Raw genomic sequence first — 17,976 nt, 5'->3', positions numbered from 1 at the left:
TCAGGTGGGATCGAACAGCCCGGGTGCCTCGGTCCGGGCAGGCGGGGGCACCAGGCCGAGGTGGGCGAACGCCGTCGGCGTGAGCAGCCGGCCACGCGGCGTGCGCTGCAGGTAGCCCCCCTGCAGCAGGTAGGGCTCGACGATGTCCTCCAGGGCGTCGCGCGGCTCCGAGAGCGCGGCGGCGAGCGTCTCGATCCCTACCGGGCCACCGTCGTAGTGCGCGGCGATGAGCGTCAGGTAGCGCCGGTCCAGTGCGTCGAGCCCAGCGGCGTCGACGTCGAGGCGGACGAGCGCCGCGTCCGCAACGCCCCGGTCGATGGAAGCCGCGCCGTCGACGGCGGCGAAGTCGCGCACGCGGCGCAACAAGCGGTTCGCGATGCGCGGCGTCCCGCGGGCCCTGCGAGCGATCTCCCGCGCGCCGTCCTCGGTCAGCTCGGTCCCCATGAGCGCGGCTCCGCGGCCCACGATGCGGCACAGGTCGTCCACGTCGTAGAACTCGAGGCGAAGCGGGATGCCGAAGCGGTCGCGCAGCGGCGTCGTCAACAGGCCGAGCCGCGTCGTCGCGCCGACCAAGGTGAACCGCGCAAGCTCGATCTTGACCGAGCGCGCGGCCGGTCCCTCGCCGATCAGGAGGTCGAGCTGGAAGTCCTCCATGGCGGGGTAGAGGATCTCCTCCACGTGGGGCGATAGCCGGTGGATCTCGTCGATGAACAGGACGTCGCGCTCTTCGAGGTTGGTGAGGAGGGCGGCCAGGTCGCCGGCCTTCGCGATCACCGGCCCGGACGTGGAGCGGAAGCCGACGCCGAGCTCGCGCGCCACGATCTGCGCCAGCGTCGTCTTGCCGAGGCCCGGCGGACCCACGAGGAGCACGTGGTCCAGCGCCTCGCCACGGCCCCGTGCGGCGCGCACGAACACGTCGAGGTTGGCGCGGGCCGCCGGCTGGCCGACGAACTCGGCGAGGCGCTGCGGGCGCAGGGCGCGGTCGTGGTCGCCGTCCTGCGCCTCGGCGGAGACGGCGCGAAGGTCCCCGGTCACGCGGCGAGCGCCCTCAGCCCGGCCCGGATCAGCTCGGCCGCGCTCGCCTCGGGCCGAGCGCCACGGGCAGCGATGAGTGCGCCGCGGGCGTCCGCCTCGGCATAGCCGAGGTTGACGAGGGCGGACACGGCGTCGGCGAGACCGTCGTCGCTGGGCGTCGGCGTCGCCCCCGATGCAATGGTGACGGCAGGTGTCGGACCCTTGCCGGCGAGCTCGCTCACGATGCGCTCGGCGACGCGCTTGCCGACGCCGGGCGCGCGGGCGATGGCCGCCCGGTCGCCGGTGACGACGGCCGCCGCGAGCGCCTCCGCCGGCAGCACGGAGAGGACGCCGAGCGCGACCTTCGCGCCGACCCCCGGGACGCCCTGCAGCAGCCGGAACCATTCGCGGTGCGCGCGATCGCGAAACCCGTACAGCCGGATCATGTCCTCGCGCACCAACGTCTCGATGACGAGTGTCGCGGGCTTGCCGACGCTGTGGCCTCCGATGTCCCGGTTGGTCATGAACACCTCGTAGCCGACGCCCGCGACGTCGAGGACGATGACCCCGTCGCCGGTCTCGACCACGGTGCCGTCGAGGCGGCCGATCACGCCGCGGCCCGTCCGCTCGCTGCGCTCCGGGAGCGGCGATGGCTGGCGTGGCAGATGGCGACGGCGAGCGCGTCCCAGGCGTGCTCGGTGTCCCCACGGGCTGCGGGCAGGAGCATCGTCACCATGGCCTTGATCTGCCGCTTGTCCGCCCGCCCGGCACCGACCACGGACTTCTTGACGAGGCTCGGCGCGTACTCCGAGACCGGGATCCCTCGCACCGCCGGCACGAGCAACGCGACGCCCCGCGCCTGCCCGAGCTTCAGCGTCGCCGCGCCGTCACGCGACACGTAGGTGGTCTCCGCAGCGGCCTCGTCCGGCGCAAGGTCGGCCACCACCAGCGACAGCCCGTCGTAGAGCGCAGCAAGGCGCGCGCCCAGCAGCGCCTCCGCCGACGACCGAACGGTGCCCGCGCCGACGAAGGACAGCGACGGACCCTCGACGGCGATGGCGCCCCAGCCAGTGGCGCGCAGTCCCGGGTCGAGGCCGAGGATGGTGACCATGGCGCTCCCTTCGCGTGGCGCACACTATCGGCGCAAGGTGAACCGTCCGTCACCACCGCGGCGCTGCGTCCCCGAGGGCATCCCCAACCGTGGCGCCCGCCATCGTCGCGGCGCGGGCGAAGCCGGCGACGAACCGCTCCGCGCTGAGGGCGCTGGCGCACCACGCCCCGGCGGCGCGGCCCATGGCCTTGCATCGGCTCGGGTCGAGCGCCTCAGTCAAGGCACCGCGGAGCGCATCGTCGTCGCCGGCTCGGAAGATCGTCCCCACGGGCGGTCCCTCCCGTGCAGCCAGCGCGATGTGGCCTGCGCTGCCGCACTCGTCCGAGACGATCGCCGCACAGCCGCGCGCCATCGCCTCGAGGGGTGCGACGCCGAGCGGCTCACGCCGCGCCGGTAGCACGCACAGGTCGTGCGCCCGGTAGAGTGCGTCCATCGCGGCGAACGGCGCGTCGGGGACGAGGCGAACGCGCCCGGCGAGCCGTCCCCCGGCGGGGTAGGTGCGGAGGCGCTTCAGGAGCGCAGGGTCGGGGTTGCCGATGGCGAGGCTCGTCGAGCCGGCGAGCGTCAGGGTGAAGGGTCGGTCGATGGTCTCGAGCACCGCCAACAGCCGCTCGACCTCCTTCCGTGCCTCGGCCAGCTTGGCGACGCACAGGATGCGCACGGCGCCGTCCGGGGCGTACCCTCGGCGCGGATCGAAGGCGCCGGGCAAGGCCGGCGGGAAGGGTGTGAACACGGCTCTCGGGTCAGCCCTTGATGCCGCTCGACCGGGCAGGCCGTGCACCGGCGTCATGCGCACGACCGGCCGGCCGCGCAGCACACCGAACGCGCTGCGGACGGGACCGCGCGAGCGCAGCAGCGGGGTCAGGTCGTAGCCGAGCAGCGGCCGACGCGTCAGCGTCGCGGCCAGCGCGAACGGACGCGACAGGCCGGCCGCCTTGCGCACCACCACGAGGTCGGGCCCAATCGCGCGCAGCGCCGTGAGGGCGTCGCCCAGTCCGGCGGATGCTCGAACGCAGACGTCGACCCCGTCCGCCGTGCCCCGCCCCCGGTCCCTGACAATGAGGCGGACCGTGACGCCGCACGCGCAAAGAGCCGACAGCGCATGGGCAAGGTTGGTGTGGAACGAGGGGAGGACGAAGAGGACGTTCACCGAACCGTGCGTGGGGCCGTCGGCACGGCCTCGCGCACAGCCCCCATCGCCTCGTCGTACAGCCGCACCATCCGGTCGACGAACCATAGCTTGGCGCCGAGGACGACGACGGTGCCGGCCACCGTCGCCCACGGGTCCAGGACCCACAGACCCCACGCGAGGATCGGGACTCCGGCCGCGATCACGGCGGTCAGGACATTCGCCATGCGGCGATGGTGGTCGGCGATCGCCTGCTCGCGACGACCGAGCCACAGCCGCTTGCTGAGGACGCCGCGCGAGGCCCATCCGTCACCATGGAGCGCTCGAGCAGGCGGCCGTCGTTCGCCGCCCGCCCCGCCTTGGCGCTCGACCGACCGGCATACCGGACATGCCACGGCCGCCCTCCTTCGTGCTGCCGAGGGTCGCGTGGAGCGTCAGGCGGCGGCGAGCTTCTCCGCGACCTCGTCGGAGACCTCGTAGTTGGCGAACACGGTCTGAACGTCGTCGTCGTCCTCCAGGGCGTCGATGAGCTTCATCAGCGTCGCCGCCCTCTCCTCGTCCACCGGCGTGTTGGTCTGGGGGCGCCAGACGAGGGAGACCGAGCGCGGATCGCCGAGCCGCTCGCTGAGGGCACCGGACACCTCCGCGAGGTTCTCGAACGCGCAGGTCACCAGGTGACCGTCGGCGTCGGACACGACGTCATCCGCGCCGGCCTCGATGGCCGCCTCCATGACGGCGTCGGCGTCGGCGACCCCCGCGTCGAACTCGACCTCGCCCACCCGGTCGAACATGAAGGCGACTGAGCCGGTCTCACCGAGCGCGCCACCATGCTTCGAGAACGCGGCACGCACCGCGCCTGCGGTGCGGTTGCGGTTGTCGGTCAGCGCCTCGACCAGCACCGCGACGCCTCCGGGGCCGTAGCCCTCGTACCGCACGGCCTCGTAGCTCGCGTCTTCGTCGCCGGCTGCCTTCTTGATCGCCCGCTCGATGTTGTCCTTCGGCACGGACTGCGCCTTGGCCGCCTGGATGGCGAGGCGAAGCCGCGGGTTCATGTCCGGGTCGGCCGCGCCCATCTTCGCCGCCACCGTGATCTCACGGGACAGCTTGGAGAACAGCTTGGACCGCCTGGCGTCCTGCGCGCCCTTGCGGTGCATGATGTTCTTGAACTTGGAATGGCCGGCCATGATCGCCCTCGTCAACGCGCCATGAACTTAGCCGTTGTCGGCGCCGAAGTGTAGGCGCAGGACGATGCGTCGCCAGCCTTCCCGGACGCTTGCCAGAGGGCTCGCAAGCGCCCCTTCGAACGCTAGTGCAGCACGCAGGCTTCCCGCTGTGGGGTGTCGATGCCCGCAATGGCACGGTACACCCGCATCCAGAACCGCGTCTCGTCCACCTTGTCGTCGAGGAGGCGATCGCAGGCGATCGCAACGGCGGTCATCGCCGCATTCTCCCCGTGCAGCGCTTCCATCATGTACTTCGCGTCCGACACGGCAGCGTCGTCGTAGCCCTGTCGGCGATCGAGCAGGCTGCGGACCATGGCGAGGTGGTGGTCGTTGAATGGTGACGAGCTCATGGGCGCCGTACCCTCCCTCACGCAAACATCGCTTTATGCTGTTGTTTTGTAACGCGTTAGGACACCGAGCCCTATATCCCCAAAGTGGGGAGATGAATGATCGGTGAACGCATGGTGCTCGTGACGCCGTTTCATTCTGTGTTAACATAGCGAGTTGTTGGCGATGCCCAGGACGTCGATATGGCGCACCCGCGAGAGCTGCAGTCGGGCGAAGCGAGCAGGCCCCTCCCGCCGGCCGCTCGAGGCTCAGAACGAGGTCGGACGTCTTGTTGACCGCGCTCGCTGATCCCGCGCTCGACGTCAACCGCGCGCTTGGTGCCGTGCGTGACCACTTTGGGCTCAAACATGTGACGAGTGTTGTGGCCCGCTTTGGGTCCGATCCGGAAAAGGATCCCTTCGTCCGCACGACGTACTCGGCGGAGTGGTTGGGGCGCTACTTCGTCCAACGGTACTGGTCCATCGATCCGATCCTACGCGCCGGCTTCAAGCGGGCCACCCCGTTCGATTGGTCTGAGATCGAGGTCAGCACCAGCAAGGTCGCAGCGTTCTTTTATGATGCTCAGCGCCACGACATTGGTGCGAGTGGATACTGCATTCCCTTGACGAACAAGTGGAACCAACGTGGCATCATGACGGTCTCGAGCGACCTTACCGGCTCAGCATGGACGGTGTTCACTCAGGCACACCTTTCTCAGTGGCTGGAAATTGGTTCGGTGCTGCACCGGAGATGTTGTGAGGAGCTGTTCGCCGAAGTTCCACCTACGCCAAAGTTGAGCCCGCGAGAGAGGGAGGCGCTTTCCTGGGTCGCAGAGGGCAAAGAAGTCCCCGACATCGCGATCATCACCAACCTATCCGCGCATACGGTCAGGACGTACCTTAAGTCTGCGCGAATGAAGCTCGATTGCGGGACGATGGCACAGGCGGCGGTGAAGGCAGAACGTCTCGGCATTCTCCCGACCAGCATCGCTTGAGCAGGGCGAGCGTCGGGCGTCCAGCGACCCGATCGTCGGACCGGATCGCTGTCTTGCTTAGCTCGCCAAACACTCGTGCCCCGGGACGGGCAGCCTCATCAGGCAGCGTCGCGGTGCATCTCCTCAACCATCGCGGCCCGTGGCGGCTCCGACAGGACCGGACCCTGGATCCCGAGATGTGCGTACATCCGGTCCCTCACCGCCCCCGAACATTCAGAGATGCCTAGGAGAACCTCGACGCCGAAGTCGTCCGACTTGCCGACGATGTCGAAGGGCTTGCCGATACGCCGCCACATCCGCCACCGCAAGCGATCGAAGTTGGCGACGTACGCCTCGATGCCGGCGTCGACGCCGAACTCCAATGAGCCGGTGTTCATCATTTTGAGGATCTGCATGCACTCGCTGCCCCGACCGTGCCTCCGCAGCAGATCGTCGTCCATGCAGAACCGCGTGAACTCCCAGATCGACGGGTCGATGAAGCCCGCTGCATCCGGGATCGTCTCTGAGAAAACATCCGACAAGAGCGTGGGCCCGCTCATCGGCATCATCCGGACAACGCTGTAAAGGTAAGCGCCAGCTGGATCCGTGTGCATCAGGTACACAGGGTTCATGTCGTCATAGGCATCCCTTTCTTCAGGCCCGAAGGTCTCGACCCAACGCAGCTCGTCACCGAACACCTTCTTTCGGAGGCGAAACATCTGCGCGATGAGGTCCGGGTGGTCAGTCTGCTGGTGTGGCTGGAGGATGAAGTACATGGCACAGCTCCCTTCGCAGCACGATCGCTGCAGTGTGGGATCCTAGCCCGCCCCGACTCAAAGTTGTTCCATCAAAAGCTTGATGGAACGTCCACCCGCCCAAGTTTGCCCCGCGTTCCCGCGCTGCTGCTCACGAGCGCTCCTGCCAACCGGGTGGAACCGCACCCTCGAGGTCGCCGCCGACGCGGAGCGGGGCGATCCACCGCGCAAGGCCCGTCGCGTCGTCCGTCTCCACCGCGACGCCGCACAACGTCGCCGGTCCCGTCGCGGGACCCATGCGCTGGCCGGGCACCCGCTCGACCATGCGGCGCATGGGCTCCTCCTTCTCCATGCCGATGACGCTGTCGTAGGCGCCGCACATGCCAAGGTCGGTAATGAAGGCGGTGCCTCCGGGGAGGACGCGATGATCGGCCGTCGGACAGTGGGTGTGCGTGCCGCAGACCAGGGAAACGCGGCCGTCGAACAGGTGGCCGAACACCTGCTTCTCGCTCGTCGCCTCGGCGTGCACGTCAAGGATCGCCGCATCCACCTCCGAGCCGATGGCGTGCTGCTCCAGCGCCGCCTCCACGAGGCGGACGGGGTCGTCGAGCGCCTCCATGAACACGCGGCCCATCACGTTCGCCACGAACACGCGGGCGCCGTTGCGCGCCGTCACCATGGTGGCGCCACGGCCCGGCGTGCCTGGGGGGAAGTTGATCGGCCTCAGCAACCGCGGCTGGCGAGCGATGAAGACGAGCGCCTCGCGCTGGTCCCATACGTGGTTGCCGGTGGTGATGACGTCGGCCCCAGCATCGAGGAGGCCCTGGGCGATCTCCTCGGTGATGCCGAACCCCCCGGCCGCGTTCTCCCCGTTGATCGCCACGAAGTCCACCGACCAGCGCTCCACCAGCCGCGGCAGGTGGGTCGCCACCGCGGTGCGTCCGGCGCGGCCGACGACGTCGCCGAGGACGAGCAGCCTCACGGGTGCGGCATCTGCGGGGGATGGCGAGGCGGGCTCATGCCACCGACGTCCGCCCTCACGACGGCGCCGTCAACCTCGCGCCCCCGGCGATCTGTCACGCCCCGACCGTGCCGCTGCTCGCCACGATCAGTTCCTGCTCGGTGAGGATCGCCCAGAGCTGCGCGTCGTGCGCCTCGACGGGCAATGCGTCGACCTCCTGAGCGGCGTAGGCGAGGCCGACGGCGCGAACGCCCGGGTGCCATGCGAGGTAACGGTCGTAGTGCCCCTTGCCGTAGCCGAGGCGATCGCCGCGGCGCGTGAACGCGAGCAGCGGCACGAGGAGGAGCTGCGGCGCGACGCGCGTGCCGCCGGAGGGCTCCCTCAGGCCGAACGGACCCGGCACCAGCTCGTCGCCCTCGCCCATGACGAGGAACTCCAGCCCTTCCCGACCGACGCGCGGCAGCGCGATGCGAGCCCGGACGCTGCAGACCTTGAGCAAGGGTCCGGGATCGATCTCATCGCGGATCGGCACGTATCCGGCGAGGATCTCCGCTCGCGGCAGGACGGATGCCGCCGCCGCGAGGGCTTGAGGGGCGTCGCGCGCCGCGAGCGCTGCGATGGCACGGCGCTCGCGGGCGGCGCGCCGTGCGCTCGCCTTGTCGGTCACGACGTCCATGATCGCACGCCCACCGTTCTTTGGGAGGACGCCCTCTGACCGTCCACCCTTGCCGCCTAGGGTCGCAGCGGCGCCCCCACCTTGCGCTCCGCACGGGCAAGGCCGAGCTGCCGCTCGCGAAAGATCACGAAGATGCCGGCCATGATGACGATGGCGGCGCCGATGATGACGTTGATCGTGGGCAGCTCGCCGAACACGGCGTAGCCGAACGCGACCACCCAGATCATCGAGGTGTACTCGAACGGGGCGATGAACGAGGCCTCGGCGTGCTGATAGGCCTTCGTCAGGAGGAGCTGCCCCACGCCGCCGATCACACCGATGAGCACGAGAAGCACGGCGTCCGTCGCCGATGGAACGGTCCAGGTGGGCAGCGTCGCCAGGGACAAGGCGGATCCGGCGATGAGGAAGTAAAGGACCACGGTGATGGTCGGCTCACGCGTCGCGAGCTGCCGCACGAACACCGACGCGAGCGCCATGAACACGGCCGCGCACAGCGCGAACAGCGCGCCGAGCGCCGCGGCGTCGTTGGCGACGTCGAACCCTGTACGGATCTGCGGCAGCAGGATCACGATGACGCCGAGGAAGCCGACCGCGACCGCGGTCCAGCGGTAGACGCGAACGCGTTCGCCGAGGAGGAAGAAGGCGAACACCACCATCATCAATGGTGCAACGTAGACGATTGAGGTCGCCTCGGGGAGCGACAGGCGCTGCAGCGCCGCGAACCACATCCCCATGGCCACCATGCCGATCACGGCGCGGCGCATGTGACCCCAGAAGTACTCGGTGCGAAGCGCGTCGTGCAGGTGATGGGTCCACAGGACGATGACGAGGACCGGCAACAGGCCGAAGAAGTTGCGTGCGAACAGGACCTCGCCGACCGGCACGCGCTCGCCGACCACCTTCACGAGGGTCAGCATGATGGTGAAGACGAAGGCGGACAGGACCTTCCACATGACGCCGAGCGCGGCGTCGGAGGTCCCCGAGTGGGTGAGGGTCATCGCCGCACAATCGTTCGCCGCGAACGCCTTGGCAAGATGATCGGAACGCGGCGCAGGGTTGCGTCTGGCGCCGGGCAACGCGTCCGCGTGTCGGTCGCAGGAACACGCCCCTTGCGTGCCCGGTTGTCCCAGCGATCAGGAGCCGTGCGATGACCCGACCGACCTCGCTGCAAAGACTACGCGCCGCCATCGAGGCGACGCCGGTCGAGGGCACCCCAGCGGAGCGGCGCGAGGCCTTCGAGCGCCTCGCGGGCCGAGGCCTTCGAGCGCCTCGCGGGCCCTCAGCCGTACGGCGAGGCGATCACCCTCGGCGGCGTCGAGGGCGTCGGCTGCGGCGAGGGACCGTCGCTGATCTGATTCCACGGAGGCGGGCCGCTGTTCGGCTCGCCGGAGACGCACCTCTCGCTGGCCAGGTCCACCGCGCAAGCAGGGGTGAGGGTGCTCTTGCCGCGCTACCGGCTGGCGCCGGAGCACCCATGGCCGGCGATGCTGGACGACGCGCTGACGGCGACGGAGGCGATCGCCGCGACGGGTCCCTACGTCGTGGGCGGCGTCAGCGCCGGCGGCCACCTTGCGCTCGCAGTTGCCCTGCGGAGGCCGCCGAACCTGTGCGGGGTCGCGCTGTTGTCACCCAACACCGACCGGAGCGGGCTCAGCCGGACCCGCGAGCCGCTGTCCAGCGTCGACCCCATGAACGACGCCGGAGCGGACGCCGAGCTCACGGCCTTGGCGTTCGGCGATCGCGACCCCGCCGACCCTGAGGTGTCGCCCCTCCTGGCGGACGTTGCCGGCCTCGCGCCGCTCCACATCGAGGTGGGGTCCCTCGAGGTGCTCCTCGACGACAGCCTCCTCCTGGCGCGAAGCGCCGCGATCCAGGGGTTGCCGTTGACCTCATGGTGACGTCCAGCCTGTTCCACATGGCCGCGCTCTGGCCGGAGGCCGATCGCCGCGCTCGCCGCATGCTGCAGCGCATCGGCGAGTTTGTGGTCGAGGTCACGCGCTAGGCTCGAAACGTGAGAAAGCGCGCCGCACCGCGACGCGCTTCCCTCGGCTCTGCGACGCGTAGCGCTCGTTCAGAAGCGCTGTGACACCTGCCCCTCGAGGTCGGTGACCATCTCGCTGACGCCGTACTCCTCCGACAGCGTCTCCACCTCACGCATGAGGCCGGCGAGCGGCCCATCCTGGGGCACGAAGGCGTCCTCCGGCATGCCCTTCAGCGCGGCGATGAACTCCGCGTAGTCGCCCTGGGCCCAGGTGTCGGTGAGCTTGGACGGGTCGCCGGCGAACAGCAGCGCCTTGGAGCACATCGCCGGCACCGTGCGTGTCTCGCCGAGCCCGAACCAGGCGAGGTCGTAGGGCGCCTTGCGGTTGAGATAGAAGTCGTCCGACGCCTCCGCGACCGCGGGCGACAGGATGCCCATCACCGTCATGCCGACATCGAAGGCAGCGTTCACCATGCCGTCGGTGGGGTTCGGGTAGGCGTAGAACACGCCGACCGCGCCACGGGTCCCACGGACGGCCTCGAAGATCGCCTCCTGCCCGGACGCGTAGCGGAAGTTCGGCTCGATGCCCTGGAGCTCGGGCTCGGCAGCGAACGCCTTGCGGATGAAGGCCTCCGACCCGGAACCCTCAGGGACGACGAACGTAACACGGCGCGCGTTCTCCACCACCGAGCGCCAGTTCGGCAGCCTCGGCTCGTTGGTGAAGGCCATGGCGCATTCGCCCGGGAGGTCGTCGCGCACGATCTGGGTCGCACCCGAGTTTACCGCATCGTACTCGATGCCACCTTGACCGATCCCGAAGCAGATGTTCTCGGTCTCACCTGCGCAGGCGTTGGCGTTGGCCACCGCACCACCGGACGGGACCCGGCGCACCTCGTAGCCGTAGGGACGCGCGAGCTCGCGGAGCTGCTCCTCCACCGCCTGCCCCATGCCGTTGTGGTACGTGGAGCCCTCGCCGGTCGGCGCGCCCCCGGTGTGAATGACGATCTCGGTCGTCTGCGCCGCCGCCGCCGTGGTCATCGCGAGCACCGCCGCGCAGGCCAGCAGTCGTGTCATCCTTCAATTCCCCTTGGCACACTTGCTGCCCCAAGATGTAAGCGCGGCGGGCTGTGATACAAACGCCGCACCGACGGGAGATGGGATGACGACAGCCGAGCGAGAGGCACGCCTTGCCGCGGCGTTGCGCCAGAACCTACGGCGACGCAAGCAGCAACGGCGGGACCGCGACGAACGGCGGGCGGACACGGCGGAGGCTCCCGCTGCGGGCTCGGCCGAGGTCGACGCGGCCCGAAAGGACGATCAAGGCTCGAAGGAGTAGCCGAGCTGGGCGAACAGCCGCTCGCGTCCGCGGCCGCTTCGATGTCCCGTCGCGACCGTTGCGAGCGTGGGCGGCGCAGCGCAGTCCGTGCCGACCGTCAGCAGGCGGCGGCCCCCTCGACCTTGCCCAGCGACTTGCTTCGCCGCGAGTTCCCCGACTTGCGGACGAGCATCACCGCCGCACGTCCCCCGGAGGCAGGGCGAGGCGCGCCACCGACGACCGCCGCGCGACCCCGCGGTCGGCAGCGGGCTCCTTGTCTCGCGCCACGAGCGGCCCTTCGCAGGCGTTTTGGATGGCGAAGCGGCGTTCGGAGGCCGGCGCGAAGGCTTGGACGTGCCGCCGCCGTATGCGCGCTCGCGTATGACGAGGGCGCGCCCTCGCTGCGGGGCGGCACCCGGCGGTGCGCTGCCCGGATACCCCAGGCGGCTCCCCGTCAACATCGAAGTGTTGCAGGCAAACCCTAACAGCCCACGGGCGGCCACGCGTAGCCCGTCCCGTTCGGGTCGAGGAGGATCGTATGGAGACCGACGGCGCAACGGGGACGGACGCAACGGTCATCGACGGCGTGCTCGCCTGGCTCGCGGTCCAGGGGATCAACATCGCCACCGCGCTGGTGATCGTCGTCGTCGGTTGGATCGTGGCACGGCTCATGCGCCGGTGGGCCGAGCGCGCCATGGAGCGGTCCGACCGCATGGACCCGCTGGTAGAGCACTTCCTCGGCTCGCTGCTGTACTACGGCGTGCTCGCGATCGTGCTCATCATCGCGTTGAACCTTGCTGGGGTGCAGACCGCGAGCCTCATCGCCGTCCTGGGCGCGGCATCGCTCGCCATCGGTCTCGCGCTCCAGGGCTCCCTCACGTCCCTCGCCGCGGGAGTGATGATCATCCTCATGCGTCCGTTCAAGATCGGCGACTACATCGAGGTCGCCGGCCACGCCGGAACCGTCAGATCGATCTCACTGTTCCTGACCGAGCTGTCCACCTACGACAACATTCAGAAAATCATGCCGAACTCTGAGGTCTGGGGATCAACCGTCACGAACTACTCGGTCTACCCGACCCGTCTCCTCGACATCGACGTCGGCATAGACTATGAAGACGCGATCGACGCGGCGCTGTCTACGCTCCGTAAGCTTGCGGAGGGGCATGACAAGGTGCTGGCCGAGCCGATGCCCGACGCCTTCGTCGCCGACATCGGCGAATCCTCCGTCGAACTTACGCTGCGCGTTTGGGTAGCCGCATCGGACTACTGGCGGGTCAAGCGCGAGCTCACCAAGCGGGCGAAGGAGGCGATCGAGGCCGACGGCATGTCGATCCCCTACCCGCACCGTCAGCTCGTGGACGCCAAGCCACGCGCCCCGGCCGCCTGAGCGAATCGCTTCCCGCAAGGTATCGGCGACGGCACGCGGCGTCTTCGAGCGCGCCGCCAAGCGTCCCAACGGCTGGCGGAAGGTCGTTGGGACACCGACGCCGTGTCTGGGCTCGGAAGGTGGTCAACCGGCGAGGCGTCTTGTCACGGCGGCCGGTCCGGCGCGGCCTCGCAGGTCGTCCGCGCCAGCCGTCGTCGTCGAGGCGGCGTCGACCTTGGAGAGGCCGTGACCTTCGCCTCCGTGACGCCGGGCTCGGCGTCGATCACGCGGGAGATCTTCCCCATCCGTTTCGGTGGCGTCGGCGCACCGCGTCGAGACCCTGCTCCGACGTTCGGCCTTCAGGCACCGTGCCGCGGACCCTTGCCACTCGGTCGTCGCGCCGTCGGCCGCGGCGTGCAGGATCACCCACCTGCCGTGTCACCCGAAGATGGAGCCAGCGTCGCAAAACCTGTCGGCCCCGGGAGCGACACGCCGGCGGTCCAACGCGCTGCAGGGCTGGTGGCGCGGGCGCCGCCCGCACCCCGCCGCGCCGGTTGGCGAGGGCCGCCACAGGCCGTGGCGTCTCCCGCGCGATGGGCGACCAGTGAAGCATCGCCGCCGCGGGTCCGTCGCTGCTGCGCCTGAGATTGGCGCTGGGATCGGTCCGAGGGCGCATGTCCCTCGCCGGAACGCCGATCGCTGGAAGAGCTCGACATCGCCGGTGCGCCGCTGCATCCGTTGCATCCGTTGCATCCGCCCAAGGGTGACGCGTCGTCGTCCGCTCTTGCGACGCATGAGCCTGGGGCCTCGCTCGCCGTGCCGTCCGTCGAGGCAGCGCTCGACCGGCATCGCCGCCTCGACCCGCGGCGGGTCTCAGTCGCAGCGATGGACGGTACACCTCTCCCGACGTCGGCCGCCGACAGTTGCCCCTGAGGAGGCATGGCGGCGGACGGTGCCCTCGATGGCGAACCCGACGCACCGGCGGCAACACAAGGTTGGGGCCCCTCCGCTGAACCGCTGGCAGCCCAAGCGCATCGGATGGCGTGCCAGCAAAGACATCGCCCATCGAGCGTCTCCGGTGGGCTCGATGGCCGCCCGAACTTCGAGGACTGCGCATCACGGCGATCAGCGAGGCGCCCGGGCGCCCTTCGCGCGAGATAAGGCGCCTCGAAGTAGGGGATCGAATGCGCCCGTCCTGAGCGGCACGCAAGGGCAACATTGCCTCCGCCTGCTCATGATGCCCGCACACCCCGTTCTTCCGTCGACGGACTGGGGCACGATCTGCCGCGCTTCAAGCTACGGCCCCTGGGTGCCAACCATCCTGCTCCAGCCTCGAGCATCACGGTCTGCGACGCGTGCCCCAGCAGTGCTGTGCGAGGGCAGCGTTCAAGGCAGCGCAAGCCACAGAGACGGCCTCCGCGACAGCCGCCGGAAGTGCCCGACTCCCTCCGACAGTCGGCCGCGGGGCGGTTCTGCCGAGCTGCTGGAAGCGCCGGACCGCTCGCACATTCCACGACGATGGCCGCACCCTCCCCGACGCTGGACGCGCGCGTCCCACCGACACGCGATCGCCCCGTGCGATAGGACGATGAACCGGTCCCTCCCGCTCCAAGCCATGATCACGCGTCAGGCATGCGCCGGGCTTGCGCCGTGACCGCGTTGGCGGGATGCTTCGGCTGCTGACCGGAGCCCGCTTATGACGGCGACACTCGAAGACCTTGCAGGCCTCGTTCGCGACGGCACGACGCTCGCGATCCCGGCCGACTACGCCGGCGTCTCCATGGCGATGGTCGGCCCGATCATCCGACGCAATGCGCAGGACCTGCACCTCTACTGCGTGCCGACCAGCGGCATCCAGGCGGACGTGCTGATCGGCGCAGGCTGCGTCACCACCATCGAGACCAGCGCGGTCACGCTCGGCGAGGCCGGCGGCGCACCGGCGTTCAACCGCGCCGTCCGCGAGGGGCTCATCAAGGTGATGGACGCCACGTGCCCGGCCATCCACGCCGGCCTCCTCGCGAGCCAGAAGGGTGCGCCCTTCGCCGTCATGCGCGGGCTGATCGGCTCAGACGTCCTTGCCCATCGTCCGGACTGGAAGGTCATCGACAACCCGTTTGCGGCCGCGCCGGACCCCATCGTCGCGATCCCCGCGGTGCATCCGGACGTCGCGTTGTTCCACGCGCCGGAGGCCGACCGGATGGGCAACGTGCGCATCGGCCGACGGCGCGAGTGCGCCAGCATGGCCTACGCCTCACGCACGACCATCGTGACGGTCGAGCGCATCGTCGACGGCGACCTGTTGGCCGACGAGGCGACGGCGGCGGGCGTCCTGCCCGCGCTCTACGTCGACGCCATCGCCGTGGCGCCGCGCGGGGCCGCGCCTTGCGGCCTGTGGGGCGAATACGGCACCGACGTCGCGGCCATGAAGGCCTACGCTGCGGCTGCCCGCACACCGGAGGGCCTCGCCGAGGCCATCGGAGCCATCACCGGCCGCGTCCCGGCGTGACCGAGGCCACCCCTCGCGAGGTCCTGATCGGCACCATCGCAGAGCTCCTGTCGGGCGTGCGGCACGTCGCGGTGGGCGCCTCCTCGCCGATCCCGGCCGCCGGCGCCATGCTTCGCCGTGCGCTCGACGAGGCGGCGGGGGAGCGCGTGCGCCTCTCGGTGCTGGGGTCGGAGCGGCACAACTTCTTCACCAACGGCTCGGTGGAGCTGTTCGACGCCGCCGGGCAGGGTCGCGTCGACGCCTTCTTCCTCGGCGGCGGGCAGATCGACGGGTCCGGCAACATCAACCTCGTCGGGACCGGAGAGTACCCTGAAGTCGGCGTGCGCTGGCCAGGCTCCTTCGGGTCGGCGTACCTGTACTACGTGGTGCCGCGCGTCATCCTGTTCCGCGAGGAGCACTCGCCCCGGGTCCTCGTGGACAGGGTCGATTTCGTGTCGGCGCCGGGCACGAGCGAGGCCGGCATCCACCGTCCGGGCGGACCCCACGCGCTCCTGACGGGCAAGGCGCTGTTCGACTTCGACCGCGAGCGCGCCCGGTTCGTGCTGCGCTCGGTCCACCCCGGGCATTCGCTGGAGGAGGTGCGCGCCGCCACCGGCTTCGCGTTCGACCACGCCACCGCACCGCCGACGACACCGACCCCCGCGGCGGCCACGCTGCGCCTCCTACGCACGCGCGTCCTCGATGAGCTCGCCGAGACCTACCCGGACTTCGCCGGCGCGCTGCACGAAGCGCTCACCGCGCCGGCATAGCTGCGGGTGGATCGTCCGCGTCACCTCTCCGCGCCCACGCGCACGGCTGCCTCGCGCGGTTCGACGCGGGGCGAGCGGCGGTCCATCACGAACGGACCGGTGCCGAGGTAGGCGCCCTTGATGCGCCAACGACCCTCGATCCTGTCGCCGGCGGCGTCGAGGATCCCGGAGTAACGGACCGCGTAGTTTAGCTTCGCCCCCTCGTACCGCTTCACGAACGACACCTCGTTCCCGACGACGCTGCCGCGCAGCACGGCAGTGAGCTCGTGTGGCGCGCCGTTGTGGAAGGTGTCAGGCTCGACCGTGCTCCCGGTGATCGCAGCGCCCGCTTGCGCCAACCTGGCGACGAACGGCGCCGGCTCGAACTCAAGGGCGTCGTAGTCGTAGACGCCGGTCCAGTCGCCGGTCAGCGATGCCATCGGCCCAACGCGCCGCGCGTGCGCCGGCTCGTCAGAGCGACTTGACGATCTCCTCGACCATCTTCTTGGCGTCGCCGAACAGCATCATGTTGTTGTCCTTGTAGAACAACGTGTTGTCGATGCCGGCGTAGCCCGAGCCGAGGGAACGCTTGACGAACAGCACCGTCTTCGCCTTGTCGACGTCGAGGATCGGCATGCCGTAGATCGGCGAGGACGGGTCGTCGCGGGCGGCGGGGTTCGTCACGTCGTTCGCGCCGATGACGAAGGCGACGTCGGTCTGGGCGAACTCGGAGTTGATGTCCTCGAGCTCGTGGACGTCCTCGTAGGGCACCTGCGCCTCGGCGAGGAGCACGTTCATGTGGCCCGGCATGCGGCCGGCGACGGGATGGATCGCGTACTTCACCTCGATGCCCTCCTCCTTGAGGACGTCGCCCATCTCGCGCAGCGCATGCTGCGCCTGCGCCACCGCCATGCCGTAGCCCGGCACGATGATGACCGAGCCCGCGTTCTTCATGATGTAGGCGGCATCCTCCGCCGAGCCCTGCTTGACGGTGCGGTCGCCGAGGTCTCCCGCGGGCCCCGCGCTCTCCCCGCCGAAGCCGCCGAGGATCACCGAGATGAACGAGCGGTTCATCCCCTTGCACATGATGTACGACAGGATCGCGCCGGACGAGCCGACGAGCGCGCCGGTGATGATGAGCGCGGTGTTGCCCAGGGTGAAGCCGATGCCGGCCGCCGCCCAGCCGGAGTACGAGTTCAGCATCGAGACGACGACGGGCATGTCCGCCCCGCCGATGGGGATGATGATGAGCCCGCCGAGGACGAGCGCCGCGGCGACGATCCCCCAGAACAGGAAGCGCTGCTCCAGGATCGCCCCCTCCGCCTGCACGAACAGGATGACAAGGACGATGAGCCCGATGAACACGGCGGCGTTGATGAAGTGGCGCAGCGGCAGGAGGATCGGCTTGCCGGACATGCGACCGTCGAGCTTGGCGAAGGCGATGACCGAGCCGGTGAACGTCAGCGCGCCCACCGCCACGCCGATCGCCATCTCCGCTAGGGACAGCGACTTGATGCGGTACGGCGTGCCGATGCCGAACGCCTCAGGGGCGTAGAGCGCGCCGGCGGCGACGAACACCGCGGCGAGCCCGACGAGGGAGTGGAACGCTGCGACGAGCTGCGGCATCGCCGTCATCGGGATGCGCCGAGCGATGGTGGCGCCCACGGCGCCGCCGATCCCCACACCGATGATGATGAGGATCCACCCGACGATGTCCGGTGCGCCCACCCACAGCGTGGTGAGCGCCGCGATCGACATGCCGATGATGCCGTAGAGGTTGCCCTGACGGCTCGTCTCGGGGTGCGACAGGCCACGCAGCGCGAGGATGAACAGGACGCCCGAGACGAGGTAGAAGATCGCGGCGAGGTTGGCGGTCATCGTTCGGTCCGTTTCTTGTCGGGGCCGGCG

At 69.8% G+C, this 17,976-nt stretch carries 19 protein-coding genes; 5 read left to right on the top strand and 14 right to left on the bottom strand.

Annotation, left to right across the window (positions count from 1 at the left end; translation table 11 throughout):
* The 7 genes from ruvB to ACOOE8_RS11400 form a co-directional block, all read right to left on the bottom strand.
* Positions 1 to 1,035: a Holliday junction branch migration DNA helicase RuvB gene (gene ruvB / locus ACOOE8_RS11430; RefSeq protein ID WP_420391599.1), complete on the bottom strand. Its 1,035-nt coding sequence runs from the start codon at positions 1,033 to 1,035 to the stop codon at positions 1 to 3.
* Positions 1,032 to 1,625 carry a Holliday junction branch migration protein RuvA gene (gene ruvA, locus ACOOE8_RS11425; RefSeq protein WP_420391598.1) on the bottom strand — a complete coding sequence of 198 codons (594 nt, stop codon included), beginning with the start codon at positions 1,623 to 1,625 and terminating at the stop codon, positions 1,032 to 1,034. Before ruvA ends, ruvB begins: the two co-directional genes overlap by 4 nt.
* Complete coding sequence (gene ruvC, locus ACOOE8_RS11420) at positions 1,622 to 2,125, bottom strand: crossover junction endodeoxyribonuclease RuvC (protein ID WP_420391597.1); 504 nt, start codon at positions 2,123 to 2,125, stop codon at positions 1,622 to 1,624. Before ruvC ends, ruvA begins: the two co-directional genes overlap by 4 nt.
* Positions 2,126 to 2,174: 49 nt before the next feature.
* Positions 2,175 to 3,275: a glycosyltransferase family 4 protein gene (locus ACOOE8_RS11415; RefSeq protein ID WP_420391596.1), complete on the bottom strand. Its 1,101-nt coding sequence runs from the start codon at positions 3,273 to 3,275 to the stop codon at positions 2,175 to 2,177.
* Complete coding sequence (locus ACOOE8_RS11410; RefSeq protein ID WP_420391595.1) at positions 3,272 to 3,649, bottom strand: DUF6653 family protein; 378 nt, start codon at positions 3,647 to 3,649, stop codon at positions 3,272 to 3,274. The genes ACOOE8_RS11415 and ACOOE8_RS11410 overlap by 4 nt, the downstream gene beginning before the upstream one ends.
* Positions 3,650 to 3,688: 39 nt before the next feature.
* Positions 3,689 to 4,438, bottom strand: a complete 750-nt coding sequence (locus ACOOE8_RS11405; RefSeq protein ID WP_420391594.1) for a YebC/PmpR family DNA-binding transcriptional regulator — start codon at positions 4,436 to 4,438, stop codon at positions 3,689 to 3,691.
* A gap of 122 nt (positions 4,439 to 4,560) precedes the next feature.
* Positions 4,561 to 4,827 carry a hypothetical protein gene (locus tag ACOOE8_RS11400; protein WP_420391593.1) on the bottom strand — a complete coding sequence of 89 codons (267 nt, stop codon included), beginning with the start codon at positions 4,825 to 4,827 and terminating at the stop codon, positions 4,561 to 4,563.
* Positions 4,828 to 5,096: 269 nt separating this feature from the next.
* On the opposite strand from ACOOE8_RS11400, the gene ACOOE8_RS11395 reads away from it, so the two are divergent.
* The gene (locus tag ACOOE8_RS11395) at positions 5,097 to 5,798 is read left to right on the top strand and encodes a helix-turn-helix transcriptional regulator (protein ID WP_420391592.1); all 702 of its coding nucleotides are present in this window, start codon (positions 5,097 to 5,099) and stop codon (positions 5,796 to 5,798) included.
* Between the two features lie 98 nt (positions 5,799 to 5,896).
* On the opposite strand, the gene ACOOE8_RS11390 is transcribed toward ACOOE8_RS11395, so the two are convergent.
* From ACOOE8_RS11390 to ACOOE8_RS11375, 4 genes are all read right to left on the bottom strand, one after another.
* Positions 5,897 to 6,553 (bottom strand): acyl-homoserine-lactone synthase, encoded by a 657-nt coding sequence (locus ACOOE8_RS11390; protein ID WP_420391591.1) that lies wholly within the window; start codon positions 6,551 to 6,553, stop codon positions 5,897 to 5,899.
* Between the two features lie 130 nt (positions 6,554 to 6,683).
* Positions 6,684 to 7,514 carry a TIGR00282 family metallophosphoesterase gene (locus ACOOE8_RS11385; protein ID WP_420391590.1) on the bottom strand — a complete coding sequence of 277 codons (831 nt, stop codon included), beginning with the start codon at positions 7,512 to 7,514 and terminating at the stop codon, positions 6,684 to 6,686.
* Positions 7,515 to 7,608: 94 nt separating this feature from the next.
* Positions 7,609 to 8,169, bottom strand: coding sequence for a 5-formyltetrahydrofolate cyclo-ligase (locus ACOOE8_RS11380; RefSeq protein ID WP_420391589.1), 561 nt, complete (start codon positions 8,167 to 8,169; stop codon positions 7,609 to 7,611).
* Positions 8,170 to 8,225: 56 nt separating this feature from the next.
* Positions 8,226 to 9,167, bottom strand: a complete 942-nt coding sequence (locus ACOOE8_RS11375; protein ID WP_420391588.1) for a DMT family transporter — start codon at positions 9,165 to 9,167, stop codon at positions 8,226 to 8,228.
* A 375-nt stretch (positions 9,168 to 9,542) separates the two neighbouring features.
* Here ACOOE8_RS11375 and ACOOE8_RS11370 point away from each other — a divergent pair, with 375 nt between their 5' ends.
* Complete coding sequence (locus tag ACOOE8_RS11370) at positions 9,543 to 10,067, top strand: alpha/beta hydrolase fold domain-containing protein (protein WP_420394690.1); 525 nt, start codon at positions 9,543 to 9,545, stop codon at positions 10,065 to 10,067.
* 173 nt (positions 10,068 to 10,240) lie between these two features.
* On the opposite strand, the gene ACOOE8_RS11365 is transcribed toward ACOOE8_RS11370, so the two are convergent.
* Positions 10,241 to 11,224, bottom strand: a complete 984-nt coding sequence (locus ACOOE8_RS11365; RefSeq protein ID WP_420391587.1) for a hypothetical protein — start codon at positions 11,222 to 11,224, stop codon at positions 10,241 to 10,243.
* A 779-nt stretch (positions 11,225 to 12,003) separates the two neighbouring features.
* Between ACOOE8_RS11365 and ACOOE8_RS11360 the strand changes: the two genes are divergently transcribed.
* The 3 genes from ACOOE8_RS11360 (at position 12,004) to ACOOE8_RS11350 (ending at position 16,089) form a co-directional block, all read left to right on the top strand.
* A complete protein-coding gene (locus ACOOE8_RS11360; protein WP_420391586.1) occupies positions 12,004 to 12,855 on the top strand; it encodes a mechanosensitive ion channel family protein in 852 nt (283 codons plus the stop codon).
* 1,675 nt (positions 12,856 to 14,530) lie between these two features.
* Positions 14,531 to 15,340, top strand: coding sequence for a CoA transferase subunit A (locus ACOOE8_RS11355; RefSeq protein WP_420391585.1), 810 nt, complete (start codon positions 14,531 to 14,533; stop codon positions 15,338 to 15,340).
* Positions 15,337 to 16,089 carry a CoA-transferase gene (locus ACOOE8_RS11350; protein WP_420391584.1) on the top strand — a complete coding sequence of 251 codons (753 nt, stop codon included), beginning with the start codon at positions 15,337 to 15,339 and terminating at the stop codon, positions 16,087 to 16,089. Before ACOOE8_RS11355 ends, ACOOE8_RS11350 begins: the two co-directional genes overlap by 4 nt.
* Before the next feature lie 20 nt (positions 16,090 to 16,109).
* On the opposite strand, the gene ACOOE8_RS11345 is transcribed toward ACOOE8_RS11350, so the two are convergent.
* On the bottom strand, positions 16,110 to 16,508 hold the full coding sequence (locus ACOOE8_RS11345) for a hypothetical protein (RefSeq protein ID WP_420391583.1): 399 nt from the start codon (positions 16,506 to 16,508) through the stop codon (positions 16,110 to 16,112).
* Positions 16,509 to 16,539: 31 nt separating this feature from the next.
* Positions 16,540 to 17,946, bottom strand: coding sequence for an NAD(P)(+) transhydrogenase (Re/Si-specific) subunit beta (locus tag ACOOE8_RS11340; RefSeq protein ID WP_420391582.1), 1,407 nt, complete (start codon positions 17,944 to 17,946; stop codon positions 16,540 to 16,542).
* Positions 17,947 to 17,976 lie beyond the last annotated feature (30 nt).

Source organism: Acuticoccus sp. (assembly GCF_965213555.1).
Lineage (GTDB): Bacteria > Pseudomonadota > Alphaproteobacteria > Rhizobiales > Amorphaceae > Acuticoccus.
This window is presented reverse-complemented; position numbering and strand designations above follow the sequence as displayed.

Excerpts from the sequence above, each read along its gene's own strand:
- ACOOE8_RS11400 (WP_420391593.1), bottom strand. The coding sequence starts at position 4,827 with ATGAGCTCGTCACCATTCAACGACCACCACCTCGCCATGGTCCGCAGC.
- ACOOE8_RS11375 (WP_420391588.1), bottom strand. The coding sequence starts at position 9,167 with ATGACCCTCACCCACTCGGGGACCTCCGACGCCGCGCTCGGCGTCATG.
- ACOOE8_RS11380 (WP_420391589.1), bottom strand. The coding sequence starts at position 8,169 with ATGGACGTCGTGACCGACAAGGCGAGCGCACGGCGCGCCGCCCGCGAG.
- ACOOE8_RS11365 (WP_420391587.1), bottom strand. The coding sequence starts at position 11,224 with ATGACACGACTGCTGGCCTGCGCGGCGGTGCTCGCGATGACCACGGCG.
- ACOOE8_RS11360 (WP_420391586.1), top strand. The coding sequence starts at position 12,004 with ATGGAGACCGACGGCGCAACGGGGACGGACGCAACGGTCATCGACGGC.
- ACOOE8_RS11355 (WP_420391585.1), top strand. The coding sequence starts at position 14,531 with ATGACGGCGACACTCGAAGACCTTGCAGGCCTCGTTCGCGACGGCACG.
- ACOOE8_RS11340 (WP_420391582.1), bottom strand. The coding sequence starts at position 17,946 with ATGACCGCCAACCTCGCCGCGATCTTCTACCTCGTCTCGGGCGTCCTG.
- ACOOE8_RS11390 (WP_420391591.1), bottom strand. The coding sequence starts at position 6,553 with ATGTACTTCATCCTCCAGCCACACCAGCAGACTGACCACCCGGACCTC.
- ruvC (WP_420391597.1), bottom strand. The coding sequence starts at position 2,125 with ATGGTCACCATCCTCGGCCTCGACCCGGGACTGCGCGCCACTGGCTGG.
- ACOOE8_RS11345 (WP_420391583.1), bottom strand. The coding sequence starts at position 16,508 with ATGGCATCGCTGACCGGCGACTGGACCGGCGTCTACGACTACGACGCC.
- ACOOE8_RS11405 (WP_420391594.1), bottom strand. The coding sequence starts at position 4,438 with ATGGCCGGCCATTCCAAGTTCAAGAACATCATGCACCGCAAGGGCGCG.